At 56.8% G+C, this 24,447-nt stretch carries 30 protein-coding genes; 14 read left to right on the top strand and 16 right to left on the bottom strand.

The annotated features are described in order from the left end of the window. The first annotated feature begins 8 nt into the window (after positions 1–8). Positions 9–974, top strand: a complete 966-nt coding sequence (bhcD, locus tag ACR0KC_RS13085; RefSeq protein WP_480706837.1) for an iminosuccinate reductase BhcD — start codon at positions 9–11, stop codon at positions 972–974. A 59-nt stretch (positions 975–1,033) separates the two neighbouring features. On the opposite strand, the gene ACR0KC_RS13080 is transcribed toward bhcD, so the two are convergent. Both ACR0KC_RS13080 and ACR0KC_RS13075 read right to left on the bottom strand, forming a co-directional pair. Beyond that, on the bottom strand, positions 1,034–1,819 hold the full coding sequence (locus tag ACR0KC_RS13080; protein WP_170392295.1) for an inositol monophosphatase family protein: 786 nt from the start codon (positions 1,817–1,819) through the stop codon (positions 1,034–1,036). A gap of 95 nt (positions 1,820–1,914) precedes the next feature. Continuing rightward, a complete protein-coding gene (locus tag ACR0KC_RS13075) occupies positions 1,915–2,820 on the bottom strand; it encodes a LysR family transcriptional regulator (RefSeq protein ID WP_170512437.1) in 906 nt (301 codons plus the stop codon). 94 nt (positions 2,821–2,914) lie between these two features. On the opposite strand from ACR0KC_RS13075, the gene metF reads away from it, so the two are divergent. Further along, a complete protein-coding gene (gene metF / locus ACR0KC_RS13070; RefSeq protein WP_480586798.1) occupies positions 2,915–3,781 on the top strand; it encodes a methylenetetrahydrofolate reductase [NAD(P)H] in 867 nt (288 codons plus the stop codon). Positions 3,782–3,984: 203 nt separating this feature from the next. Further along, positions 3,985–4,647 (top strand): J domain-containing protein, encoded by a 663-nt coding sequence (locus ACR0KC_RS13065; protein ID WP_480586801.1) that lies wholly within the window; start codon positions 3,985–3,987, stop codon positions 4,645–4,647. A 61-nt stretch (positions 4,648–4,708) separates the two neighbouring features. Here the strand turns inward: ACR0KC_RS13065 and ACR0KC_RS13060 are convergent, their stop codons facing one another. Beyond that, positions 4,709–5,227, bottom strand: coding sequence for a YHS domain-containing (seleno)protein (locus tag ACR0KC_RS13060; protein WP_170392303.1), 519 nt, complete (start codon positions 5,225–5,227; stop codon positions 4,709–4,711). 242 nt (positions 5,228–5,469) lie between these two features. Between ACR0KC_RS13060 and yghU the strand changes: the two genes are divergently transcribed. Next, positions 5,470–6,345, top strand: coding sequence for a glutathione-dependent disulfide-bond oxidoreductase (gene yghU / locus ACR0KC_RS13055; protein ID WP_170625217.1), 876 nt, complete (start codon positions 5,470–5,472; stop codon positions 6,343–6,345). A gap of 9 nt (positions 6,346–6,354) precedes the next feature. Here the strand turns inward: yghU and ACR0KC_RS13050 are convergent, their stop codons facing one another. Continuing rightward, positions 6,355–7,143 (bottom strand): SseB family protein, encoded by a 789-nt coding sequence (locus ACR0KC_RS13050; RefSeq protein ID WP_480771938.1) that lies wholly within the window; start codon positions 7,141–7,143, stop codon positions 6,355–6,357. Next, the gene (locus ACR0KC_RS13045; protein ID WP_480771937.1) at positions 7,136–7,723 is read right to left on the bottom strand and encodes a uracil-DNA glycosylase family protein; all 588 of its coding nucleotides are present in this window, start codon (positions 7,721–7,723) and stop codon (positions 7,136–7,138) included. The genes ACR0KC_RS13050 and ACR0KC_RS13045 overlap by 8 nt, the downstream gene beginning before the upstream one ends. Positions 7,724–7,931: 208 nt before the next feature. On the opposite strand from ACR0KC_RS13045, the gene ACR0KC_RS13040 reads away from it, so the two are divergent. The 4 genes from ACR0KC_RS13040 to ACR0KC_RS13025 are packed head-to-tail and all read left to right on the top strand — an operon-like array spanning position 7,932 to position 12,506. Beyond that, complete coding sequence (locus ACR0KC_RS13040) at positions 7,932–8,591, top strand: ABC transporter ATP-binding protein (RefSeq protein ID WP_170392311.1); 660 nt, start codon at positions 7,932–7,934, stop codon at positions 8,589–8,591. Beyond that, on the top strand, positions 8,569–10,155 hold the full coding sequence (locus ACR0KC_RS13035) for a capsule biosynthesis protein (protein ID WP_170392313.1): 1,587 nt from the start codon (positions 8,569–8,571) through the stop codon (positions 10,153–10,155). Before ACR0KC_RS13040 ends, ACR0KC_RS13035 begins: the two co-directional genes overlap by 23 nt. Before the next feature lie 5 nt (positions 10,156–10,160). Next, positions 10,161–10,994 (top strand): 3-deoxy-8-phosphooctulonate synthase, encoded by an 834-nt coding sequence (kdsA, locus tag ACR0KC_RS13030; RefSeq protein WP_170512445.1) that lies wholly within the window; start codon positions 10,161–10,163, stop codon positions 10,992–10,994. Positions 10,995–11,009: 15 nt separating this feature from the next. Beyond that, positions 11,010–12,506, top strand: a complete 1,497-nt coding sequence (locus ACR0KC_RS13025) for a phosphomannomutase/phosphoglucomutase (protein WP_170609471.1) — start codon at positions 11,010–11,012, stop codon at positions 12,504–12,506. Between the two features lie 51 nt (positions 12,507–12,557). Here ACR0KC_RS13025 and ACR0KC_RS13020 read toward each other — a convergent pair whose 3' ends face one another. Next, positions 12,558–14,486 (bottom strand): AsmA family protein, encoded by a 1,929-nt coding sequence (locus ACR0KC_RS13020; RefSeq protein ID WP_480791135.1) that lies wholly within the window; start codon positions 14,484–14,486, stop codon positions 12,558–12,560. A 93-nt stretch (positions 14,487–14,579) separates the two neighbouring features. Between ACR0KC_RS13020 and rimO the strand changes: the two genes are divergently transcribed. Further along, positions 14,580–15,977, top strand: a complete 1,398-nt coding sequence (gene rimO / locus ACR0KC_RS13015) for a 30S ribosomal protein S12 methylthiotransferase RimO (RefSeq protein WP_480706843.1) — start codon at positions 14,580–14,582, stop codon at positions 15,975–15,977. Positions 15,978–15,993: 16 nt separating this feature from the next. On the opposite strand, the gene ACR0KC_RS13010 is transcribed toward rimO, so the two are convergent. After that, entirely contained in the window at positions 15,994–16,350 is a 357-nt protein-coding gene (locus ACR0KC_RS13010; protein WP_480706845.1) for a diacylglycerol kinase, read from the bottom strand. 135 nt (positions 16,351–16,485) lie between these two features. Then, on the bottom strand, positions 16,486–16,674 hold the full coding sequence (locus ACR0KC_RS13005) for a hypothetical protein (RefSeq protein ID WP_255611743.1): 189 nt from the start codon (positions 16,672–16,674) through the stop codon (positions 16,486–16,488). Between the two features lie 215 nt (positions 16,675–16,889). Here ACR0KC_RS13005 and ACR0KC_RS13000 point away from each other — a divergent pair, with 215 nt between their 5' ends. Continuing rightward, on the top strand, positions 16,890–17,132 hold the full coding sequence (locus ACR0KC_RS13000; protein WP_010441831.1) for a CDGSH iron-sulfur domain-containing protein: 243 nt from the start codon (positions 16,890–16,892) through the stop codon (positions 17,130–17,132). Positions 17,133–17,135: 3 nt separating this feature from the next. Here ACR0KC_RS13000 and ACR0KC_RS12995 read toward each other — a convergent pair whose 3' ends face one another. From ACR0KC_RS12995 to ACR0KC_RS12975, 5 genes are all read right to left on the bottom strand, one after another. Then, positions 17,136–17,393, bottom strand: a complete 258-nt coding sequence (locus ACR0KC_RS12995) for a DUF6455 family protein (protein WP_170512454.1) — start codon at positions 17,391–17,393, stop codon at positions 17,136–17,138. A gap of 4 nt (positions 17,394–17,397) precedes the next feature. Further along, on the bottom strand, positions 17,398–17,661 hold the full coding sequence (locus tag ACR0KC_RS12990) for a DUF6455 family protein (RefSeq protein WP_480706847.1): 264 nt from the start codon (positions 17,659–17,661) through the stop codon (positions 17,398–17,400). Positions 17,662–17,678: 17 nt separating this feature from the next. Continuing rightward, positions 17,679–17,930 (bottom strand): DUF6455 family protein, encoded by a 252-nt coding sequence (locus ACR0KC_RS12985; RefSeq protein WP_170420623.1) that lies wholly within the window; start codon positions 17,928–17,930, stop codon positions 17,679–17,681. A 68-nt stretch (positions 17,931–17,998) separates the two neighbouring features. Beyond that, positions 17,999–18,367, bottom strand: a complete 369-nt coding sequence (locus ACR0KC_RS12980; RefSeq protein WP_480706849.1) for a YigZ family protein — start codon at positions 18,365–18,367, stop codon at positions 17,999–18,001. Next, positions 18,367–19,068 (bottom strand): M48 family metallopeptidase, encoded by a 702-nt coding sequence (locus ACR0KC_RS12975; protein ID WP_480706851.1) that lies wholly within the window; start codon positions 19,066–19,068, stop codon positions 18,367–18,369. Before ACR0KC_RS12975 ends, ACR0KC_RS12980 begins: the two co-directional genes overlap by 1 nt. A 121-nt stretch (positions 19,069–19,189) precedes the next feature. Here ACR0KC_RS12975 and ACR0KC_RS12970 point away from each other — a divergent pair, with 121 nt between their 5' ends. The 3 genes from ACR0KC_RS12970 (at position 19,190) to ACR0KC_RS12960 (ending at position 20,848) form a co-directional block, all read left to right on the top strand. Continuing rightward, entirely contained in the window at positions 19,190–19,438 is a 249-nt protein-coding gene (locus ACR0KC_RS12970) for a hypothetical protein (RefSeq protein WP_170392337.1), read from the top strand. A 136-nt stretch (positions 19,439–19,574) separates the two neighbouring features. Then, positions 19,575–20,153: a nitroreductase family protein gene (locus tag ACR0KC_RS12965; RefSeq protein ID WP_170661835.1), complete on the top strand. Its 579-nt coding sequence runs from the start codon at positions 19,575–19,577 to the stop codon at positions 20,151–20,153. Beyond that, on the top strand, positions 20,150–20,848 hold the full coding sequence (locus ACR0KC_RS12960; RefSeq protein WP_170401754.1) for an EI24 domain-containing protein: 699 nt from the start codon (positions 20,150–20,152) through the stop codon (positions 20,846–20,848). The genes ACR0KC_RS12965 and ACR0KC_RS12960 overlap by 4 nt, the downstream gene beginning before the upstream one ends. Position 20,849: 1 nt before the next feature. Here the strand turns inward: ACR0KC_RS12960 and ACR0KC_RS12955 are convergent, their stop codons facing one another. After that, entirely contained in the window at positions 20,850–21,125 is a 276-nt protein-coding gene (locus ACR0KC_RS12955; protein WP_170392343.1) for a DUF1467 family protein, read from the bottom strand. 5 nt (positions 21,126–21,130) lie between these two features. After that, the gene (gene mce, locus ACR0KC_RS12950; RefSeq protein WP_170401757.1) at positions 21,131–21,535 is read right to left on the bottom strand and encodes a methylmalonyl-CoA epimerase; all 405 of its coding nucleotides are present in this window, start codon (positions 21,533–21,535) and stop codon (positions 21,131–21,133) included. A gap of 134 nt (positions 21,536–21,669) precedes the next feature. On the opposite strand from mce, the gene ACR0KC_RS12945 reads away from it, so the two are divergent. Further along, complete coding sequence (locus ACR0KC_RS12945) at positions 21,670–22,386, top strand: response regulator (protein WP_480771936.1); 717 nt, start codon at positions 21,670–21,672, stop codon at positions 22,384–22,386. Positions 22,387–22,618: 232 nt separating this feature from the next. On the opposite strand, the gene aspS is transcribed toward ACR0KC_RS12945, so the two are convergent. Next, on the bottom strand, positions 22,619–24,394 hold the full coding sequence (gene aspS / locus ACR0KC_RS12940) for an aspartate--tRNA ligase (RefSeq protein WP_480771935.1): 1,776 nt from the start codon (positions 24,392–24,394) through the stop codon (positions 22,619–22,621). Between the last annotated feature and the right edge of the window lie 53 nt (positions 24,395–24,447).

The following is a 24,447-nucleotide window of genomic DNA, read 5'->3' as shown; positions in this document are numbered from 1 at the left end:
CAAACGCGATGATCATCGTTCCTGAAAAGGAAATCGGCGCTCTGTTAGGCCGACAGGAAAGCTATACTGCGGTTGAGCAGGTGTTTGCCGCGATGGCGGCTGGGGATGCCTACAACTTCCCGGTCGTGCGCGAGGCCATAGGTCATGCGGATGCGCTCTATGGGTTCAAAGGCGGGTTTGATCGCGCGGGCATGAACCTTGGCCTGAAAGCAGGCGGGTACTGGCCAAACAATCTGGAAACGCACGGGCTGATCAATCACCAATCCACCGTGTTTTTGTTTGATCCAGATACGGGTCGCGTTCGGGCCATCGTTGGGGGCAACCTGCTGACCGCGCTGCGCACGGCTGCAGCCTCGTCGGTTTCGATCAACCATTTGGCACGCAAGGATGCCAAGGTGATCGGAATGGTTGGCGCCGGGCATCAGGCGACATTCCAATTGCGCGCGGCATTGGAACAGCGGGACTTTGAGAAAGTCATAGGCTGGAACTTGCATCCAGAAATGCTGCCAAATCTCGAAAAGGTCGCGGCTGAAGCGGGGCTGCCTTTTGAGGCTGTGGATCTGCCCGGCATGGTGCAGGCGGACGTGATTGTCACCATCACCTCCTCCTTCGCGCCAACACTGATGTCCGAGCACGTCTCCGACGGCACACACATCGCATGTATGGGCACCGATACCGTCGGCAAACAAGAGGTCGCCACAGAACTGATCGCGCGCGCAAGCGTCTTTACCGACGAGGTCGCGCAGGCCGTGACATTGGGTGAAAGCCAGCATGCCGTGGCTGCCGGAATGAAAGCCGAAGGCGATATCCGGCAGATCGGAGAGGTCATCAACGGTACCCATTCCGGGCGTGTGTCCGAGGCTGAGGTGACCGTGTTCGACGGTACTGGCGTGGGGCTGCAAGATCTTGCGGTGGCCAGCGCGGCAGTTGATCTGGCGGTCCAGCAAGGGATCGCGATCGAGGTCGACTTCTAAAGCAAAACGCGCGCCCGGAGCGGACGCGCGTACCATGATCAAATGACCGGGGTTGAATATCAGCCCCGAATTACCTTTGCGAAATTGTCAAAGATCGGCTCATTGGCGCAGATCACTTCGCCATCCTCAAGCACGCTGCCTTCGGGGTTCAGCGCCTGAACAAAGCCGCCCGCCTCTTTCACGATGATGATGCCTGCGGCCAGATCCCAGGCGTTTAGGCGACGCTCCCAAAAGCCTTCGTAACGACCGGCGGCCACATAGGCCATGTCCAGCGCGGCAGCACCCCAGCGACGAACACCTGCACAGGCAGGCATCAGACGGGCCAGGTCCTGCAAGGTCGCAGGCAGGTCCGAACGGCCACCGAATGGCAGACCTGTCGCGAAGATCGACTCGATCATGCGATGGCGGCCCGACACACGGATGCGCATGTCGTTCATCCACGCACCTTCGCCTTTTTCGGCAAAGAACATCTCATCCTTGGCAGGGTCATAGATCACACCCGAAACGATCTTGCCCTTATGTTCCAACGCGATTGAAACGGCCCAGTGCGGCAGCCCGTGCAGGAAGTTGGTGGTCCCATCCAGTGGGTCGACGATCCAGCGACGAGTCGGGTCTTCACCGTCAATCGCGCCGCCCTCTTCGGCCAGCCAACCATAGGTCGGACGGGCACCCAGCAATTCCTCTTTCAGGATGGCTTCGGCCGCGATATCAGCCTTCGACACAAAGTCGCCCGCACCTTTCATCGACACCTGCAGGTTCTCGACTTCACGAAAATCCTTGACCAGAGAACGCCCCGCCTTGCGCGCGGCCTTGATCATGATGTTGAGATTTGCACTGCCAACCATTTTCCATAGGCTCCTGTCCGGTCAAGCCGCGCGTATACTGGGGCAACGCGCCCTTGCCAAGAGGAATGATGCGCATGGCTGATCTGCGTCCGGCGCTATTGTGTCTGAAGCTTACGCGCCTCGGCGCGCGCCAGTTTCACCAACTCTTGCACAAAGGGTTTTTCAAGGTCTTCGCTGCGGACCGCAGCATATAACCTGCGGGTAATCCCATCTTTGGTAAGCGGGCGCGTGACGTAGTCGGAACTGTACTTCACTTCACGCACTACCCAATCAGGCAGCACCGAGATACCCCGGTTGGACGCCACCAGCAACAGGATCACGGCGGTCAGTTCAACCTGCCGGATCGTGGCCGGCTCGACCCGCGCTGGGATGAGTAACTGGCTGAACACGTCCAGACGCGTCCGTTCGACTGGATAGGTTATCAGTGTCTGACCTCTGAAATCTTCAGCTTCGATAAAGGGCTTTTCAGCCAATGGATGCGAAGACGCCGCGACAAATACGGCCTGGTAGTCAAAGAGTTCGACAAATTCGACACCCGGCAGATCTTCGGGGTCTGAGGACACCACCAGATCAACCTCTTCCTTCTGCAAGGCGGGCAATGCGTCGAATGCAAGGCCCGGGCGGATATCCACATCAACGTCTGACCAGGATTTACGGAAAGCTTCAAGCACCGGAAACAGCCACTCGAAACAAGCGTGACATTCGATCGCAATGTGCATCCGACCGGTTCGACCGTCGCGCAGCGATGAAAACTCATCCTGCATCGCCTCGACCTGCGGCAGAATTTGTTCAGCGAGCCGCAGCAGCCGCAAACCAGCTGCCGACAACTTCATCGGCTTGGATCGACGTAAAAACAGCTCAACCCCGGCCTGATCTTCCAACCCCTTGATCTGGTGACTTAGTGCGGATTGCGTGATGTTTAGCTGATCAGCTGCACGCGCAAGCCCACCGCATTCGTGGATGGCTTTGATCGTCCGTAAGTGGCGAAACTCGATATGCATTACTCACGCAACTCATGTTGTTGTTGAACAATATGAGTTTGTCTCACACTACACATAATGGCACAAGGGTATAAATGACAGCTACGAGGCCAACATGACCAAGCCTGAGATTTCATTCGAGTTCTTCCCGCCGCAGACTCTGGAGGCCTCGTTTCGCCTTTGGGATACGGTTCAGACCTTGGCGCCGCTGAACCCACGGTTTGTATCGGTGACCTATGGTGCTGGTGGTACAACACGTGAGTTGACGCGTGATGCAGTTGCAACCTTGCACAAATCCTCGGGGCTGCCTGTTGCTGCGCATCTGACCTGTGTCGATGCCTCGCGTCAGGAGACGCTTGAGATTGCAGACACATTCGCGCGCGCAGGCGTTCAGGATATCGTTGCCCTGCGTGGCGACCCCCCTAAAGGTCAAGACCAGTTCGCCCCCCACCCTGATGGTTTCACCAACTCAGTAGAACTGATTTCTGCACTGGCCGAGACCGAGATGTTCAGCATCCGTGTCGGCGCCTATCCGGACAAACATCCCGAAGCAAGCAATGCCCGCGCTGATGTGGATTGGTTAAAGGCCAAGCTGGATGCGGGCGCGGACGAGGCGTTGACCCAATTCTTCTTCGAGGCTGAAACCTTCTTCCGGTTTCGCGATGCCTGCGAAAAAGCGGGGATCGACAAGCCTATCGTACCGGGCATTCTTCCCATCGAGAACTGGAAGGGTGCGCGTAACTTTGCAAAACGCTGTGGCGCCCACATTCCCGACTGGATCGAGAACGCATTTGACAAAGCAATCCGGGACGATCGCGAAGATCTTCTGGCGACGGCGCTATGCACCGAACTCTGCTCGGACCTGATAGAAGGCGGCGTGGACAAACTGCATTTCTATACGCTCAACCGACCTGAGCTTACTCGGGATGTCTGCTTTGCCCTGGGCATTACACCCCAGACCGAATTGCAGAACGTCGCCTGATCCCACAGTTTTTGCGTTCGCCCTGTATCGCCGGGCATGGCAGTCGTCTGCCATGCTCATTTGCGACAACCGCTGCGCAGGCGACAATCTCGATATGCACCCGTCAACTGTTGCCCTACCTCAGTCTAATTCCCGAAAAAATTTGACAAAAATGTGATCAATGGCAATCTGACCCCGTTGTAGTTTTTATGAGTGTTTTGAGTATGAAGCCAGTGAGCAAGGTACAGGCTCGGGCCGAAGCGTTGCAGATTCTTGGTCTGCCCCCAAATGCAAACGCAAACGAGATTCGTGAAGCCTGGCGCAAAATCGCGTTCCACGATCATCCTGATCATACCGACGGTGATTATTCCGGTTTTTCGGATGCTAAATCAGCCTATGATTTTTTGCGTAAAGAAGGGATGACACGCAAAAACGGTTTAGATTCTTCTACACCGCGTCGTCCTCGTTTGAAGAAACGCGTAATCGAACTGGCCGCAGATGAAATCAAAGCTTGTCACGATCTGTTAAAACCTGAACGCGCGCTGAAGGATTTATCGGAACTGGGTGAACCGGACGCCGCCAAAAGCGCCCGCGAATCTTCGGACCATGTTCCTGATGCAATCGGATGCTTCGGGCGCGATCTTACCTACTTCGTCGCATCGTCAGTCTGCGAAGGGTCTAACCGCGTTGCATTGCCAACCTCGGTCCTTTCCGGCTACCGCAAGTCAGAAACAGAGATTCTGACCTTTCGGTCCAAAGGCTCGGGCTCCGGTGAGATTGTCATTCCTGACCCGATACGCGAGAGAAAATTTCCCGGTGCCAAGAGTGTAACAATACGGTTCGAAGCGGATCAACACATGCGGGATATGTTCGAGTTGGCGGGGTGAGAGAACCCGCCAACGAAAAAAGCCCGGCCTTAGTGGCCGGGCTTTCTTTCATTAATCGGAATCAGTTGGAAATTGGGCCTTCTGATGTGAATTTCGGGATCACGCTGGTCGAAGCGGCATCCCCTTCGATTCCGGGCCAGTTGCCTTCCGCCAGGTCGATGTTGGCCGGAACATCCTCTTCCCAGAAACCAACAACAACATCAGTGATGTTCAGATAGAGCTTGTCATCGACAATACGCCACAGATTTGGGTTGCCCGGAACCTTGCCGCCTTTCGATACACCATAGGCGCAGTGGCCATCATATTGCGGAGCGTAAAAGGCCGGGTTCTCCAAAAACTTGTCACGGTTTTCTTCGGTCGCAAACGCCCAGGTAACACCATTATAGTCTGCGGTGATGTCGGCCCGACCGCGAACGGCCTCGGGTTGCGACTGGCCTACAGGAACCTGATCCAGGCTGCGGTAAGCAACAACGTCGTATCCCGATACGGCAAATCCGGTGCCATCAACATATTGTTCTCCGGCGAACGCGGGCACGGCAAAAGCCATCGTCGCGGCAAGGGTCAGCGCAAAGCGTTTCATGTGATTGGTCCTCATGTCCTTACGGTTTCTGGTCACCCGAACTGCGGGTCTGGTCAAACAATAGGTAATTTTGGCCCGGCGCGAAGACCCCCTCGCGCCGCTGTGAAAACCAGAGGGGTTTTGTGAGGTGAACGAAGCGCAATGTTACAAATATCTCGCCACATCCGGGGTTGGACTTTGAGTTTTGCAATATTAGCTGTGAAGGCGGCGCGTTTTGGCCAAATGATGCAGAAAGGCAAAAGATGAGCGAACAATCCACTTACACACCCCCAAAGGTCTGGACTTGGGACAGCGAAAGCGGAGGACGCTTTGCCAATATAAACCGGCCCATAGCTGGTGCGACCCACGAAAAGGATCTTCCGGTCGGAAAGCACCCGCTTCAACTGTATTCGCTCGCCACCCCGAACGGCGTCAAGGTTACGGTCATGCTGGAGGAGCTTTTAGCATTGGGCCATTCCGGGGCCGAATACAATGCGTGGCTGATCAACATCGGTGAAGGTGATCAGTTCAGCTCGGGCTTTGTCGGGGCCAATCCTAACTCGAAGATACCGGCGCTGTGGGATCATTCAGGTGAAACACCTGTGCGCGTTTTCGAGAGCGCCTCCATCTTGCTGCATCTCGCCGAGAAATTCGGTGAGTTTCTGCCCGCCAGCGGTGCCGAACGGACAGAAGTGATGAACTGGTTGTTCTGGCAAATGGGCAGCGCGCCATATCTGGGCGGTGGCTTTGGCCACTTCTACGCTTATGCGCCTGAGAAATGGCAATATCCGATCGACCGTTTCGCGATGGAGGCCAAACGCCAGTTGCATGTGCTGGAACTGGAACTTGCCGATAAGCCTTATATTGCAGGTCAGGACTATACGATCGCCGATATGGCGATCTGGCCGTGGTACGGGCAGCTTGTTCTGGGCCGTCTATACGATGCGGCAGAATTCCTGGATGTCGAAAGCTACGAAAACGTGATGCGGTGGGCCAAAGCCATCGATGCTCGCCCCGCCGTTCAGCGCGGCCGGATGGTCAATCGTGCGTTTGGAGAGCCGCATACGCAGTTGCACGAACGTCATGACGCCAGCGATTTTGAGACGCGCACGCAGGATAAACTGGAAGCGGCAGACTAACGTCCTGCGCTACTTCAATATTGGGGGCCGCTCGGGATCACTGCCCGGCGCGGCCCTTTCCATTTTGGGCGCTTGAGGCTGGGGCAAATCGAACCGCAGCCCAACCTTTGCCAAGGCAGAAGTAGCCGGATCCTGCACTTCAAAAAAGCCAACATCCAGCGCTCCGGCCTCGATCCCCGAAAAGGTCAATGCCTCGGATACGGCGCGTGCAAGCGCTGGCTGCGCACCTTCGACCGCTGAAACAAAACCCAATAAATGGCCCTGCCCCCCATCTTCAGTCTTTGTCCCAACCAGAAACGCCGCCGCAGCCAGACCTGCAGCCGTCGCCAGCTTTGCATCAAGCGCGGTCAACAGAACATCTGGCAGACCGGAGGGCGGATGGAATTCGGCAAGTCGCTGCTGCACCTCCTTAGGACCATGCTGCAGCGTGTCAGACAACCAACCGAGCGCTTCAGCGGGGATCAACATCGACGACGGTGCAACATCAAGGTTCAGACCCAGCCCGACCCCCTGCCCCGACAACATCCCTGAAAGAACACGACCCGACAGAGCGACATAGGGGACCGGCCGACCCGCAAATGCCGCCAGTCGTTCCTCAAGATCAAACACCAGAACAAAACGACCATCCGCCACATCGAACAGCTCGGGCGAGATGTTTTCATCCTTCGCTTCCTCGGTCAGCATCAGGAACAGCTCGCTATCGGCCAGTCTTTCGAAAAAGCGTAGTCGAGCGTTGTCGTCTTCCGGGGCCGCCTGCATGGCGTCATGTGCAGCATCCAAAGCTGTGGCTTCAGTCATTCAGAACCTCGTGCACCCGTTTCTGTAGCACCGGCAACAGCTCGGCCTCGAACCAGGGGTTTTTCTTCAGCCAAGCCGTATTGCGCCAGGACGGGTGAGGCAAGGCAAAGACGCGCGGCGCATGGTCTCGCCAAAGGCTGACGGTCTCGGTAACCGGTGTTTTTACGCCAAGATGGTATTTATGGGCATGACCCCCGACGAGGATCGTCAACGGTACTTCTCCCAACGCAGCCATCACCTTGTCATGCCAGGTGCGCCCGCATATCGGCGGCGGAGGCAGGTCGGCCTTGCGCTCATTGTATCCTGGGAAGCAAAACGCCATCGGCACGATGGATACGCGCGAACGGTCATAAAATGCGTTCTCATCCAGTCCCAGCCAATCCCGCAGCCGGTCACCCGAAGGGTCGGTAAAAGGCTTCCCTGAAGCATGGACGCGCGCGCCCGGTGCCTGACCTGCGATCAAAATGCGCGCACCGGGGCGAAACCAGACCACCGGGCGAGGCTGGTGCGCAGTCGCGGTCTGCGCGAACCTGTCCGCACACACACGGCAGGCTTGGATGTCCTCAATCAGCGAATTCATCGGATCAACAGGCTTTTGCAATGTTCATCGATGAAGATAGGCATCATCTACCCTCGAGCCAATGAAACCGTCCTTGCAACACATCAATGTCATGAACGCGGATGCGCATTGATCATTTGTTTCATATTTCGACATAATGTGGCCAACATGGATCGGTAGCACACCGATCCTCAAACCGTCAAAACCCCGAGCGATCTGCAGGCCGCACATGCTGGAATTCGAAAATGTCAGCAAGTCTTTCTGGACCGGAACCCGCCGCAAGGTGATTCTGGATCGGGTCTCGTTCCGGGTCGAGCTTGGAACATCGCTTGGCGTGCTGGCCCCGAACGGAACCGGCAAGACCACGTTGATCAACATGATGGCAGGGCTGGAAAAGCCCGACGAAGGCGTGATTCGGCGCGACTGCCGCGTATCCTTCCCCATGGGCTTTGCAGGAGGTGTGGCCAAGCGCCTGTCCGCGCTGGAGAACGCACGCTATATCGCGAAGATCTACGGCATGGATCCCGACTATGTCGAAGCCTACTGCAAATGGCTGTGCAACCTGGGTGAGTATTTCGACCAGCCGCTCGGAACCTATTCGTCCGGAATGCGGGCCCGGTTTACATTTGCACTGATGCTGGCCCTGGATTTCGATATGTATCTGATCGATGAGGGGATGCCCTCGACAACCGATGTCGAGTTCAACAAGAAGGCGGGCGACATTCTGAAAGAGAAGCTGCGCACGACAACCTTGGTGATCGTATCGCACAACCCTTCGCTTCTTGAAAAATTCGCGCGGCAGGCTGCGGTATTGGTAGACGGCCAGCTTTACATGTTTGAAACCTTGGAAGAGGCAAAGCAGCTCTATGACTACCAAACCCAAGGCTAGGAAATACAATCCCGACCGCACGGCACGCGGTTCTGGCACTGCCGAGGCACGCTCGGACGCCATTTCGCGCATCCGAAAGGCGACCCAAGGCACAGACTCGGCTGACGACACTCAGCAACCGGGCAACGAGTTGGATGCGATCAAACGCGAAGGTCTGACAGGGAGGCAATTGCGCGTCGCGCGGCGTCTGGCGCACAAGAACGGGCTGGCGGCGACGTCTGACTACGATGCGGTCCGGCTGTTACGAAAGAAAGGAATTGATCCGTTTCAGCGCACAAACCTGCTTGATCTGGCAGCTCCTGACCAAGGTAAGCCAACTGGTGATGACGCCGCGCAAGACAATATAAAGATTCACCTGCCGCAAACGACCAGGGACTCGCAGAAGAACCTGCCAGGACCCGAACTCAGCCCGGCCGAACGTCGTGAATATGAAATCGGGCAGATCCAGAAAGACATCGCCCGCCGCCGCCGCCGCAAGCTTGCCGGGCTATTCGCACGATTGACGGTGTTCGTATTCATTCCAACGTTTATCGTGGGCTACTATTTCTATCGCGTGGCGACGCCGATGTATGCCAGCGACTCGGTGTTTTCGATCTTGCAAGCGGATGGCGGCGGTGCCTCGTTCGGTGGGTTTCTGGCGGGCACGCAGTTTGCGACGGCGCAGGATTCCGTGTCCACTCAGGAATTTCTGGAATCCAAGGATGCATTGGAACGGCTTGAGCGTGATGTCGGATTTACTGAGTTTTTTCGGCAGGATTGGATAGACCCGATCCAACGATTGCCGGCTGATGCGACGCTTGAAGAAACCTACAAGCTTTATAAACGTATGATCACAATCGGATATGATCCTAGTGACGGCGTCATCCGAATGGAGGTCGCAGCGCCGAGCCCCGAGATAGCGGTCGATTTGTCCAGACGGCTTATCTCTTACGCGGAAGAGACCATCAATGGTCTGACTGAATTGAAACGCGAAGACCAGATGCGCGATGCCTTGGCGAGTTTTGAGGCTGCGCAAGAGGCACGCAGACAGGCTCAGGAAGACCTGATCGAACTGCAGCTACAAGGTGCGATACTGGACCCGCAAAGTGTGATCGCCAGCCTGCGAGGAAGGATCGATCAGTTCGAATTCGAGCTGCAGGACAAAGAACTACAATTGGCCGCGCTTCTCGATAATACGCGCCCCAACCAGGCCAAGGTGGATGGTACACGGGCGGATATCGCGCGGCTGCAAGCGGTCCTTGATGAGTTGAATGCCGAAATGCTGGACGTGTCGGCGGGCGAAAATTCGCTGGCGCGTTTGAGCGTGCGAATCCAGATGGCTCAGGCCGATCTGGCGGCGCGTGACATGATGCTGCAAACGGCAATGCAGCAAATGGAAGCCACGCGGACCGAGGCCAATCGGAAAGTGCGGTATCTGACCGTCTCGGTGAACCCGGTCGCCAGCCAGGAACCCAGCTATCCGCGCAAGTTCGAAAATACGATTTTGGCATTCCTGTTATTTGCTGGTATCTACCTGATGATCTCGCTTACCGCGTCGGTCCTTCGTGAACAGGTATCCTCGTAAGACTCATGAAACATGTAAAAATAGCCGACCTGACGGTTGGCAACGACCTTCCGCTGACCATCATTGCCGGCCCTTGCCAGCTTGAAACCGCCGATCACGCCCAAATGATCGCCGGCACCATGAAAGAGGCATGCGACGCCGTAGGTGCGCAATATGTGTTCAAGGCCTCGTATGACAAAGCCAACCGGACCTCGCTGTCCGGCAAGCGCGGCATGGGCATTGAGTCCGGGCTGCAGGTGCTGGAAGATATCCGCAAAACCATGGGCATACCGGTACTGACCGATGTCCATACCGAAGCGCAATGCGCGATTGCGGCTGAGGCCGTCGATATTCTGCAAATCCCTGCGTTTCTGTGTCGTCAGACGGACATGCTGCTGGCGGCGGGCAATACCGGCAAAGCGGTCAACGTAAAAAAAGGGCAGTTTCTTGCCCCGTGGGAAATGCCGAATATCGTCACTAAGATCGAAAGCACCGGCAATCAGAACATCCTGCTGACCGAGCGTGGAACTTCGTTTGGCTACAATACGCTGGTCGCGGACCTGCGATCGCTGCCGCAGATGGCGCAAACCGGATATCCGGTCGTCATGGATGCGACACACTCGGTGCAACAGCCCGGCGGCCAAGGTGGTTCCTCGGGTGGACAGCGTGAGTTTGCGCCGGTGATGGCGCGAGCCGCTGTATCTCTGGGCGTCGGAGCCGTTTTCATAGAAACCCATCAGGATCCCGACACCGCCCCCTCAGATGGGCCGAACATGATCCCTCTGGATCAAATGGGCCATCTGGTTGACACATTGATGCGATTTGATGCGCTGGCCAAAGAAAACCCAATTCAGATTTAACGATTGAGATTTGTGATGACCAAGCCTTTGCCTGAGGTGACCCCAAACACCTGGAGCTTTCTACGCGATCCGATGATCAAGCCCACGGGCTTTCGCGAATATGACGCGCGTTGGAAATACCCCGATGAGATCAATCTGCCAGGCATGACGGCCCTGGGTTTGGGTCTGGGCACACAGATGCTCAAACGCGGGATCGAACCCGTGATTGCAGTGGGAAATGACTATCGCGATTATTCCCTGTCGATCAAAAACGCTCTGATCGTTGGACTTATGCAGGCGGGTATTCAGGTGAAAGATATCGGCCCAGCGCTCAGCCCGATGGCGTATTTCGCGCAGTTCCATCTGGACGTACCGGCGGTTGCGATGGTCACGGCAAGCCATAACCCGAACGGTTGGACCGGCGTCAAAATGGGCTTTGACCGCCCACTGACCCACGGCCCTGACGAAATGTCGGAACTGCGCGACATCGTCTTGAATGGGGAAGGCGTCGCGCGCCCGGGCGGGTCATATGAATTCGTCGACGGTGTGAAAGAAGCCTATATCGACGATCTGGTCGGTGACTTCAGAATGTCACGTCCGCTGAAAGTGGTCTGCGCCACCGGAAACGGCACCGCCGCCGCCTTCGCGCCCGAGATTTTCGAAAGGATCGGGGTTGAGGTTGTGCCCAGCCACACACGGCTGGATTACACATTCCCCAATTACAACCCGAACCCGGAAGCCATGGAAATGCTGCATGACATGGCCGACACAGTCAAATCCAGCGGCGCGGACCTGGCGCTAGGGTTTGATGGGGATGGCGATCGTTGCGGTGTTGTGGATGACGAAGGCGAAGAGATATTTGCCGATAAGGTCGGCGTCATCATGGCCCGTGATCTGGCCAAGCTGCATCCAGGTTCGACCTTTGTAGCCGATGTGAAATCCACTGGGCTGTTCGCCAGCGATCCCGAGTTGCAAGCGCTTGGGGTCAAAGCCGACTACTGGAAAACCGGCCATAGCCATATGAAGCGCCGCGTCAAGGAAATCGGTGCGCTGGCTGGGTTTGAGAAATCGGGACACTATTTCTTGGCGGAACCGGTCGGGCGCGGATACGACTGCGGAATGCGCGTGGCGGTGGAAATCTGCAAACTGATGGACCGCAACCCGGACAAAAGCATGTCAGACCTTCGGAAAGCACTGCCAAGGACATGGTCGACGCCCACCATGTCTCCGTACGCAGCGGATACGGAGAAATACGATATCCTGCAGCGCCTGGTCGGCAAATTGGTTGCCAAAGCCGACGCCGGCGAACACTTCGCAGGGCGGGCTATCAAAGAGGTAGTGACCGTCAATGGAGCCCGCGTCATTTTGGATAATGGCAGTTGGGGCCTCGTTCGCGCGTCATCCAATACACCCAATCTGGTCGTCGTCTGCGAAAGCAGCGAAAGCGAGGATGAAATGCGCGCGATCTTCGCAGATATCGACGCCGTCATTCGAACTGAACCCGGCGTGGGCGAATACGATCAGACAATCTAAATGACACAATGAAGGGCTCCCGTTTCGGCGCCCTTTGTTATCGCGCTTAGATCAATCCCCGCCAAACAACTTGAGCAGGCCTTTCTTGGCCTCATCCTCAAGCTTGTTCTTCAGCGCGTCTTCGATGTGATCGGAATCCGTCACCGTGGTATCCAATTCCTTACCAACCTTTTCCAAAACCTTCTTCTTTGCGTCGTCTTCCAGTTCTTTAACTTTGCCTTCGGCTGCCGCCTCAATGACTTTGGTAAGGTCCGGCTTGATCGACGGGTCGCTCCACGGACCTTTAATTCGGACGGGTACCGATATCCCCTGCCCTGAGTTGGCGCGCAGGGCGACTGGTGTAAACAGATAATCGATATCGCGAGCTCCTAAGCCAATGCGGCCCGTACCGTCCGCCCGGAAATTATCCAGCTGCATCAACAGGTCCTTGTTGGTCAAGTCGCCATTCTTCATCGTAAAGCTGGCCGTAAGGCTGTTGAATACGGTCGTACCACCCGATCCCTTTCCTCGCCCCATAAGGCGGTCAAGATCCAGCCCCGAGATAACGCCCCGCCCGACCTCGATATCTCCTTTGCCGCTGAGCGATCGCATGATCTGATCTTCGCTCTGTCCAACGCCCAGAAATTCAAGATTGCCTGAACCGGTGCCCGAAAGCCGTTTGATATCCCCCAGCGTTTCGAGCGCCTCGTTGATATCGATATTGGCGGCTTTCAGATTTCCACCAACCGACAGACCGTTGCGATTATTGGCGACCACCTGGCCATTCAATTGCCCCGAGAACAGCGAGGCCGGGTGCATCTGCAATACAACCCGCGACCGATCAAGGCTGAGTGTCAGATCACTTTTCCCAAAGGTCATACCCGGAACCGCAATCGAGGTCGCTTGCAAGCGGATCTTGCCATTTGCCAGCGCCAGAAACGACGCATCAATTGGGGCTTTTGACCACCCTTCCGTATCTGAGGTGCCGTCAGAAGCGTTGCCTCCGCTTACCTTCGATAAGTCGAGATCGCCTGCGTTCAGACGCGCAGTCATCTGGGGCGGATTTGAAATCTGGATATCAGCTTCGCCCTCAAGCCGGTTTTGATCCAGAACCGCGATCATGTTGCGCAATGAAATCCGCCCGTCCCGGGTATAGGTCATCTGCCCGGATACGCTCGCGACCTGTCCTAGTCCCTCGGGCACGGTGACTCCTCCGTGACCAAACGCGGCCAGCATCCTTCGGGTGTCCTTGGCCGTGACCGTCGTCTTGCCATCCATTTCGCCGGCCAGATTCACCCGGCCCGAGAACTGAATATCTCCGCCAGGCGCGGTTAGGCTCAGCTGCAACGGCGTGACAGCGCCGCTGGAAAATGCGGGCAAGTCGGGGATGATAAGGTCCACTGCGACGCTGCCTCCGGGGACGGACATACTGGCTTGCATTTCCATTGGGGCCGTCACGTCAGGCCAGCGGGCCGAAAGATCGACATCGGCAAAATCCATACTAACCGCGCCATTCTCAAGATAGATTAGGCGCGCATTGGTAAGTTCCAACCGCTCGAGCGTGATGGGTCGGCTTTCAACGGCTTGCGCCGTAGCGCCCGTTTGCGAGGAGTTACCTGGCTGATGCAGCTCCCAGTTGCCGCGCCCATCGGCGCGTTCAAGGCGTAGAACCGGGCTATCGGCCAACACCCGTTTGATCCGGATATTCCCAGACAACAACGCCGAGGCATCGACCCCAACCGCGAGGCTTTGGGCGCTTAGCATCGGTTCCGGCCCGGCCCAAGGCGCATTGCCAAATGTCACAGGGCCGGTTTCCATCCCCAATACCGGCCAAAATGACAGTTTGACGTCACCGGTCAACGCGAGATCGCGGCCTGTTTGCGCCTTTACTTGTTCAGCAAGTATTGTCGCCAGTTTTTCGCCTGGCATCAGCAGCAAGGCACCAATGACCAGCCCGAAGGCTGCAACTATGAGAAATAGAAAACGAATGAGCCACTTCATGGGTCTGCCTTTCCGGCCTTTCTGCTCTGTTTCAAGTCAGCCCCGAGCGGGCGGGATTTGCAAGGGGAAGCTTTCCCCTCTATATGCCCGGCCATGAGCACGAACCCACCGAACCTCCGCCCCGATCTAGCCCCAGAGGCCCGGATCGCCGAGACGCCCCGCCGTGGCCAACCGACCCTTGGAATGGTGTCGCTGGGTTGTCCAAAAGCGCTGGTTGACAGCGAACGCATCCTGACCCGGTTGCGGGCCGAGGGGTACGGCATTTCGCCGGACTACACGGGTGCTGATGCCGTTATTGTGAATACCTGCGGGTTTCTGGACAGCGCCAAGGCCGAGTCGCTGGACGCAATTGGCGAGGCATTGGTTGAAAACGGCAAGGTCATTGTGACCGGCTGTTTGGGGGCTGAGCCTGACTATATCCGGGAACACCATCCGCGCATTCTGGCGGTTACAGGACCGCATCAGTACGAACGGGTGCTGGACGCAGTACATGCAGCCGTACCACCCGATCCAAACCCTTATGTCGATCTGCTGCCCGCTTCGGGCGTCAAACTTACCCCGCGCCACTATAGCTATCTCAAGATTTCCGAGGGCTGTAATCATAAGTGCAAGTTTTGCATCATCCCCGACATGCGCGGTAAACTCGCAAGCCGCCCGGCCCATGCAGTGCTGCGCGAGGCTGAGAAACTTGTCGACAGCGGTGTGCGCGAACTGCTTGTGATCTCACAGGATACCTCGGCCTATGGGCTGGATCGTAAGTATGACGTGAACCCATGGAAAGATCGGGAGGTGCGCAGCCATATCACCGATCTGGCACGGGAACTCGGCCAATTCGATGCGTGGGTCAGGCTTCATTACGTCTATCCCTACCCCCATGTGCGCGATTTGATCCCGCTGATGGCAGATGCGGGTAGCAATGTGCTGCCGTATCTCGACATTCCATTCCAACATGCGCATCCCGATGTTCTGAAACGTATGGCCCGCCCTGCCGCCGGGGCAAAAACTCTGGACGAGATTGCCAACTGGCGCGCTATTTGTCCGGATATCACTTTGCGGTCCACGTTCATCGTCGGCTACCCCGGCGAAACCGAGGCAGAGTTCCAGACGCTCCTGGACTGGATGGACGAAGCGCAGTTGGATCGTGTCGGCTGTTTCCAGTACGAAAATGTCGATGGCGCCCGCTCGAACGACCTGCCGGATCACGTCCCGGTCGAGGTCAAGCAAGAGCGATGGGAGCGTTTCATGGAGAAAGCTCAGGCCATTTCTGAGGCCAAGCTGGCAGCAAAGGTTGGCCAAAAACTCGATGTCATCGTAGACGAGGTGGATGAAGAGGCCGCGACCTGCCGCACTAAGGCCGATGCTCCAGAAATCGATGGCAACTTGTTTATCGACGAAGGCTTCGAAGGCCTGAAACCCGGGGATATCGTCACGGTCGAGGTGGATGAGGCCGGAGAATACGACTTGTGGGGGCGTTTGCACCCCTTGGCGTAACGAAAGGCGTCTGTCCCTAGAACAAGCCGATCAAAATCACGATCCACGCCACTCCGGCAGCGACTGCAGACAACGCCACCGCTGCACTTGCTGCATCCTTGGCTTGCCCCGCCAACGCGTGGTGCTCGGTCGAGGTGTGATCGACGGCACGCTCGATGGCCGTATTAAATAACTCGGTCACCAAGACCAGAATGCCCAAAGCAAGGATCAGCGCCCGTTCTGCCGTACCTAGAGGGAGTGCAAGCGCCAATAAAGCCGAAATCAGGTTGGCCCAAACCCACCCACGAAACGAATACTCTTGCCGCCAGGTTGCAGCCAGGCCCTGCCAGCTCCAGCGGGTACGATCCTTTAGGTGGTCAAAGAATTTGCGCATGGGGTTTCCGATCAGTCGTCCTGCAAGAAGACGTCCGCGACCCACAGCAGAAAGGCAAGAAAAAACCGCCTCGAGGGCGGTGTTCTTTTTAGAGGTGCGCAGGCGGCCCTGCGATCAGAACCGCCTGCTTAATACTTATTGGGTGACCGGGTTACATACGGTCTGGCCTGCTTCGGTTGTGGCCAGTTCATAGCCTGCCGAGCAACTGGGTGTACCAAACTTGTCATAGTCGGGCTGGATGTAAACCGGGGTCGGTTCCTCTTGCTGCGAGCACGCAGTCAATACAACGGCCGTGGCGCAGATAGCAGCAAATTTCAGTTTCATGTCCATCAATCCTCTATTACTTTTCTGATATTGCCCAGTTTTTCGGGGCCGGTATCAGAATAGGACCAAGAATTTCATATGGCAACCGAATCGATAACGCATTCGTGAATAAAGGCGAAACCACGCTGGAAGGCGGGTTTTCATTCGCAGTCTACCTTTTTTGACAAAGAGCCCTAAACTTTGACTTCGACATCAGCCAAAGACGGAGTAGCCACATGTCAGACGCCCCGATCATCGCCCAGAAATCGCCCTATCCGGTCGAAGTGACCGAAGGAAAAACCTATTTCTGGTGCGCCTGTGGCAAGTCCAAGCGGCAACCATTTTGCGACGGTTCGCACAAAGATACGTCGTTCGAACCCGTAAAATATACGGCTGAGGCCAGCAAAAAGGTGTTTTTTTGTGGCTGTAAGCACTGCGCCAACCCGCCGTTATGCGACGGAACGCACAATAAGCTCTGAAGGTCAGGTCAAGTCGTTCAAAACCTGAGCATTGGCACAAAAATCAGGTGCTTTCTCAGCCATTCCTTGTTGTGCGGCAAGCCATATCTGACAACGTTCGTCGCATATTGCGCCCCGGCATCGGGTCACCATCTGAGCGTAGTCGGCAGGTGTCAGTTTCCCTTCGGCCATTGCTTCGGTCAGAGAAATCCCTAAGGATCGCGCGACCGAGCGTGTCAGCCAAAAGTGTTTTTCGATCTCGCCCAGTGATGTTCGGTCCATTTGATCACCTTTGTTTGCTGACCCTCAAGGTGGCGAACCTGTGCCGGTTTGGGCAGGTGCAGGGCGCGCTTTCCGCCGTTTCGTTCTCGTTCAACCAGTCTGGGCATGCCCGCGCCCATTCGCACCCGCGGCAGAGCTGAACCATATCTGCCCATTCCTGGTGGCTCAGGTGCCCGTCGCGATGTGCGGTGGCAAGGTCGGCTCCCGTCGCCTGTGCCATTCGCAATACAAGGCGAAGATGGGTCATGATCCGTCCAAGTCGTGGCACGGTACCCCCCTTTGGCGTTACGGCTTGAGCCTGTTCAGCAGCTCGTGATTGCGGCAGTATTCAGGTGTGTCGGGCGCTGTCAGGTTCTTGGCCAGAAAGGCCTTGCAATGGCCCGGATTCGGGCATTCCGTACACCGCAATACCGCGTCCGAGATTTCGTCGAACTGTAAGGCCCCTTCGATGGCAACTTCTTGCAAATCTACGCCCAGCGTCGTGGCCATCCGATCTACAAGGTCGGCGTGACGTCGCAGCGTTTCACGATCAGACATGCGGTTTCCTTTTCCATTCACTCTATGGAAAGAGTAACGCATGCCCCGCACAGTGCCCTTGACTCAGGTCAATGCCCGGTTGCCAGCTGGTCCAGATAGGCCCGCGTGGCGTCCTGCACGCGGCGAAAGCGGTCCCCGCCCAGCTTCTTGCCACCGTACCAGCGTGTCACGATGATTACGTGATCCGTCAGCTCGGCCCGCTCCATCATCCGCAAAATGACCATTGCCGCGCCAGACTCTCCGTCATCAGCCTTGAGCGCACCGTTTGGCAAGATGGCCGCCCAAGTGTTGTGAGCTGCCTTCGCATATGCCTTGTCGGATTTCAGTTCCGCCAGTACCGCATCGACATCAGCACGACTGGTGACCCCCGCGCCCGTCACAGCATATTTCGACCCGCGATCACTGAGAACGACACCCAATCGGGTTAAGTTGACCATTATCGTAATCCCAGTTCCCGCGCCGTTTGCAACACAACTTCGACCCGCTGGGCATTGGGAGGGTGCGTGGCAAGGAAACGATCACCCGGATCAGGAATGCGTTGGAAGAAAGCCATCCCGACCAGCGGATTATACCCCGCCGCGTAAGTGATCTGTGTCCCCAGACGATCCGCTTCCAATTCGAACTCACGCGTGTAGTTCTGCACCCCGACCTCAGCACCCAGCGCCTGTGCGCGCTCAATCCCTGCATCGTCCGCGCCCTGATTGCGCGCGAGTTCACCGAATATCCGCGCGCTCTCTTTGGCGTTCTGCGCCTGCCGGGCGATGTGACCCAAAATATGGTGGGCTGCCTCATGGCTCATGACAAAGGCCATCTCGTCCGCGTTCTGCGTTGCATCGATCATCGGCTGTGTAAAAACGACTAGCGGCCGCCCATCCTTGTCCAAGGTCTGAAACGCATTCGCTGGGGCCTTTGACGAGAGATCAACCAAAATCACAAAATCACAATTGGCAGTCCTCGATTGGCGGCGGCATTCCCGGCTTGCGGTCGTTCCGACAGCCCGGCTGACCTGCTCGAATACGCGCGCCCTGTCATTTTGTTCTGATGACGATGGCTGCCATTGATCGGCCGGGATCGCGATAACAGGCGACATATCGCAAGCCGCCAACAGCATCACCAGCAACAGGGCAAGACGGCGCATTCACATTCCTTTCGGTCACTCTGTCGGCAGACAAGCATAGCGCGGCATTTAAGGCCGGGCCACAGCCGATTACAGCTTGCAGCGGGTTGCATTGCGATCTTATGCCCTGCACTCTGCACATATGTTTTCAATTGAACACGAATTCGACTCGACGGTGATTACGCTGGTGGACGAAGGCGCAAAGCCTTTGCAAGAGGATGTCGTCATCAACAACTTCGCTGAATGCGTCACACTTGAGCAGTTGGACCCGCGGACCGATCAGATTCAGAAGATTACCCTGTCACCAGAGCAGGTACGCGATCTGGCCGCTGCGCTGGATTTGCCCGAGGGCGTTTATCAGATACGTGAGTCCGAGAGCACCAAAGACTAATGGTTCCTTTTGGATCTTGCGTCTGATCACAAGCAGCAATTCAGATTGAATTTGTCGCCTTTTGATGAGCAGTTTGCCCTTGAAAGAGAACGGCATGCCTCCGACATACAGACTGCCATGTGAAGGAAGTTAACATATGACCCTGAAGAACCAAGCTGCGCTGGATTTTCTGCACGCGCGCCGGTCTCGTCCGGCCAAAACACTGGTAGCCCCGGCCCCGACCCGGGAAGAGCTGAGGCCGCTGCTGACTGCTGCAGCGCGCAGCCCGGACCATGGAAAGCTGGAACCCTGGCGTTTTGTTGTTGTCGAGCATGGGGCCATGCAACGCCTTGCAGATCTTACAGAAACTTGTGGTCTCGCCTTGGGAAAATCGCCCGAAGATATCGCCAAGGCGCGCAGCCAATTCGAAATGGGCCATTTGGCGGTTGCTGTTATTGAGGTGCAGAAACCTTCCGACAAGATACCGGCAATTGAACAGACCTATTCAGCGGGTGCGGTATGTCTGGCTCTGCTGAACGCAGCGCTGGCCGCAGGTTGGGGGGCCAATTGGTTGTCCGGCTGGCAATCGCATGATCGCGAGTTTTGCGAACAGGGGCTTGGCTTGGCCGAAAACGAGAAGATTGCAGGCTTTATCCATATCGCAACCGAAGGTACGACCCCTCCCGAACGACCGCGCCCCAATGTGGAGGCACTAACCCAATGGGTTTCCGAATGATCATCATCCAGTCGTTTCTACAGGCGCTGGGACAGATCGGCGACCCAAGATTCCGCAAGGTACTTCTGTTGGGTGTTGGCCTGACATTCGCGTTGTTGGTGGCTGCCTATGCCGGCTTTTTGTGGCTGATCAACGCGCTGGTCGGCGATCAGGCCACCTTGCCAATACTGGGTGAGGTGACATGGCTGAACGACCTGCTCAGCGTGTCATCATTCCTGCTGATGATGGTGCTGTCGGTGTTTCTGATGGTCCCCGTTGCGTCAGCCATCACCTCGATGTTTCTGGATGAGGTCGCACAGGCGGTTGAGGATAAGCATTACCCCGGTCTGCCGCCGGCTCAGCGCATCCCCTTTGGCGATGCGCTACGGGATACGCTCAGTTTTCTGGGAGTACTGATCGTTGCCAACCTGTTGGCATTGATCCTCTATGCACTCTTCACGCCATTCGCGTTGTTTATCTTTTGGGGTATGAACGGGTTTCTTCTGGGGAGAGAATATTTCACCCTGGCTGCGATGCGCCGACTGGGGCGCGAGGGGGCGCGAAAGCTGCGCGCAAAGCACGCGACAACCATTTGGGTCGCCGGTATTCTTATGGCGGTCCCGCTCTCTGTGCCATTGGTCAACCTGTTGATCCCGATCCTAGGAGCGGCGACCTTCACGCACATTTATCACGGTCTGTCGGGTAGCCGAACCTGAGCTACTCGCGCGGCTCCAGTTGGTTCAGCCAATCGAAATCGCGCACGCTGATTACGCCGGAGATAATGATGCCTGCAATGATCGCCCACAGCACCACCGATATCCCGGTGGTAATCCACAGCTTCTTCTTCATGTGATGGACTTCCGGCGCACCCGCATGAGTGCCCGGAACAATATCCCCAAGATCCCCCTGCGTTTTGATGCGCACAGGCAGAACAATCAGCAAGGTCAGAAACCAAATTACAGCGAAAAGAACCAGAGCGGCGGTAATGGTCATCGACTTCAGACCTGCTCCAGCTCAACGAGGCATCCGTTGAAATCCTTCGGGTGCAGGAACAACACCGGTTTGCCATGCGCTCCGATCTTGGGTTCACCCGATCCCAGAACGCGCGCACCGGTCTCTTTCAGATGATCGCGGGCTGCGATGATATCCTCGACCTCATAGCAGACATGGTGGATGCCGCCTGATGGGTTCTTTTCCAGAAACCCGTTGATCGGGCTGTTCTCACCCAGCGGATACAGCAATTCGATCTTGGTGTTGGGTAGTTCAATAAAGACCACGGTGACCCCATGATCCGGCTCATCCTGTGGAGCGCCGACTTTAGCGCCAAGCGCATTGCGATACTGGGACGATGCGGCCTCCAGGTCGGGAACAGCAATGGCTACGTGGTTAAGGCGACCAATCATGGGACTCTCCTTCCTTCTGCGTTGCAGCGGTTATGGGGGCAGTATACCCAAAGGACAAGTGCGCCAAATCGTCGTTAACCCTGTATTAGCCAGAAGTTCCTAGCGTGAGGCATCTGCTAAACAGGAGTTCTGCCATGGACGATTCGGGACCTTTCGCCTCTCCAGCGCTGGCCACCAAGATGCGACCGCTGCTGGGCCAAACAATCCTTGTGGTCGAAGACAGCCGCTATGCATGCGATGCAATACGATTGATGTGCTTGCATAGCGGTGCGCGTATCCGTCGTGCGGATTGTCTGAAATCAGCGCGGCGCCATCTGCAAATCTATCGTCCCTCGGTCCTGATCGTCGATATGGGTCTTCCAGACGGGTCCGGCGCTGACCTGATAGCCGAAATGACCTACGCTGTACCCCGCATCGGTGTCATTCTCGGGCTGTCTGGCGATGACAGCATGCAGGTTATCGCCAGACGCGCAGGTGCAGATGGGTTTCTGGCCAAACCCCTGACCTCGGTCGCTTATTTCCAGACTTCGATACTTGAACTTCTGCCCGAAGATCGCCGCCCAGGAGGTCTGGATTCCGTCAGGGACAACATCGTTCAGCCCGATCCGCTGGCCTATCGGGACGACATGGCCCATATCGCCGACGTGCTTACCGGCCCCACTGATCAGCGCACATTGGATTATGCGGTACAATTCCTGCAAAGCGTTGCGCGAGACGCCGAAGATACTGTGCTTGCCGAAGCAGCCCGGGACCTTGCCCAATCTCGTGCGCGGGGGACACCGGTCACCGCCCAGGCCGCACGGATTGCGGGTCTGGTTCAGGATCGGCTCGAACGGCAAGAGGCGATCTGAGATGCTGACCGCTTACTTTATTACCGCATCGATCCTTTGCATCTGGGTCTACCGCCTGACACGACAGACGGCCAAGAGCATCCGCAATCGTCGGGATGCCGCAAATCCACTGGATTGAGTTGAGCTTGTTTTGAGACCACCACGCAACTCAGATTTGCGTGGCGCGGCAAATACACCGATTGTATCGCACTGCCCCAAACGTAAACCGCCCGCTCAGGGCGGGCGGCTAGATTTAGTCTTGCGGGATGATCCTGAGACCCAGTTCCATCAACTGATCCGAGGTCGGATCGGATGGCGCATCCATCATCAGGTCTTCGGCGCGCTGGTTCATCGGGAACATCATGACCTCGCGGATGTTGGCCTCATCCGCCAGCAGCATCACGATCCGGTCGATCCCTGCGGCACAGCCGCCGTGCGGCGGGGCGCCGTAGTGGAAGGCATTGAACAGTGCGCCAAAGCGGGACTTCACTTCGTCCTCACCATAGCCCGCCAGTTCAAAGGCTTTCAGCATGATCTCGGGTTTGTGGTTCCGGATGGCACCCGAAACCAATTCGTAGCCGTTACAGGCCAGATCATATTGGTACCCGCGTACGTCCAGAGGGTTGCCCTGCAAAGCTTCCATCCCGCCCTGCGGCATCGAGAAGGGGTTGTGTTCGAAATCAATCGCACCGGTTTCTTCGTCCTGCTCGTAGATCGGGAAATCGACGATCCAGGCAAAGGCAAAGCGGTCTTTCTCGGTGAGGTTCAGTTCATCTCCGATCACGTCACGGGCCTTACCGGCCACCTTCTCAAAGGCTTTTGGCTTACCACCCAGGAAGAACGCGGCATCACCGACGCCCAGACCCAATTGCTGACGGATCGCCTCGGTGCGTTCGGGGCCGATGTTCTTGGCCAGTGGACCTGCGGCCTCCATACCCTCGCCCTGATCACGCCAGAAAATGTAACCCATACCGGGCAGACCTTCTTTCTGGGCAAATGCGTTCATACGGTCACAGAATTTGCGGCTGCCACCGCTCGGCGCTGGGATAGCGCGGATTTCGGTGCCTTCCTGCTCCAACAGCTTCGCGAAAATCGCGAAGCCAGAACCGCGGAAGTGGTCAGAGACCACTTGCATCTTAATGGGGTTCCGCAGGTCAGGCTTGTCGGTGCCGTACCACAGGGCTGAGTCCTTGTAGGAAATCTGCGGCCACTCCTGATCGACCTTGCGCCCGCCCCCGAACTCTTCGAACACACCAGTCAGCACGGGCTGGATGGTGTCGAACACATCCTGCTGCTCGACGAACGACATCTCTAGGTCGAGTTGATAGAAATCAGTGGGCGATCGGTCTGCACGCGGGTCTTCATCGCGGAAGCAGGGTGCAATCTGGAAATACTTGTCGAAGCCCGACACCATGATCAGCTGTTTGAATTGCTGCGGGGCCTGCGGTAGGGCGTAGAACTTGCCCGGATGTAGTCGCGAGGGGACCAGAAAGTCGCGTGCGCCTTCGGGCGACGATGAGGTGATGATCGGTGTCTGATATTCACGGAATCCCTGATCCCACATCCGGCGGCGCATAGATGCGACAACGTCCGAGCGAAGGGTCATGTTTTGCTGCATCGCCTCGCGTCTTAGGTCGAGGTAGCGATAGCGCAGACGTGTTTCCTCGGGGTATTCCTGATCGCCGAACACCATCAACGGCAATTCGTCGGCAGCACCAAGAACCTCCAGCTCACGCACATAAACCTCGATCTCGCCTGTCGGCAGTTTCGGGTTAATGAGATCAGCGTCGCGGGCCTTAACAGTGCCGTCGATGCGGATGCACCACTCGGACCGTACCTTTTCCAGTTCAGCAAATGCCGCACTATCGCCGTCGCACAAAACCTGGGTCACACCGAAATGGTCGCGCAGGTCGATGAACAGTACGCCGCCGTGATCTCGGACACGATGCACCCAACCGGACAGGCGGACGGTTTCACCGACATTGGCGGCGGTCAGAGCGGCGCAGGTGTGGCTGCGATAGGCGTGCATGGATCATATCCCTTCGGGCGCAGAATTCGTCGCGCCGATACACCCCGTCAGGC

The sequence above is a fragment of the Ruegeria sp. CF3 genome, from assembly GCF_056537365.1.
This window is presented reverse-complemented; position numbering and strand designations above follow the sequence as displayed.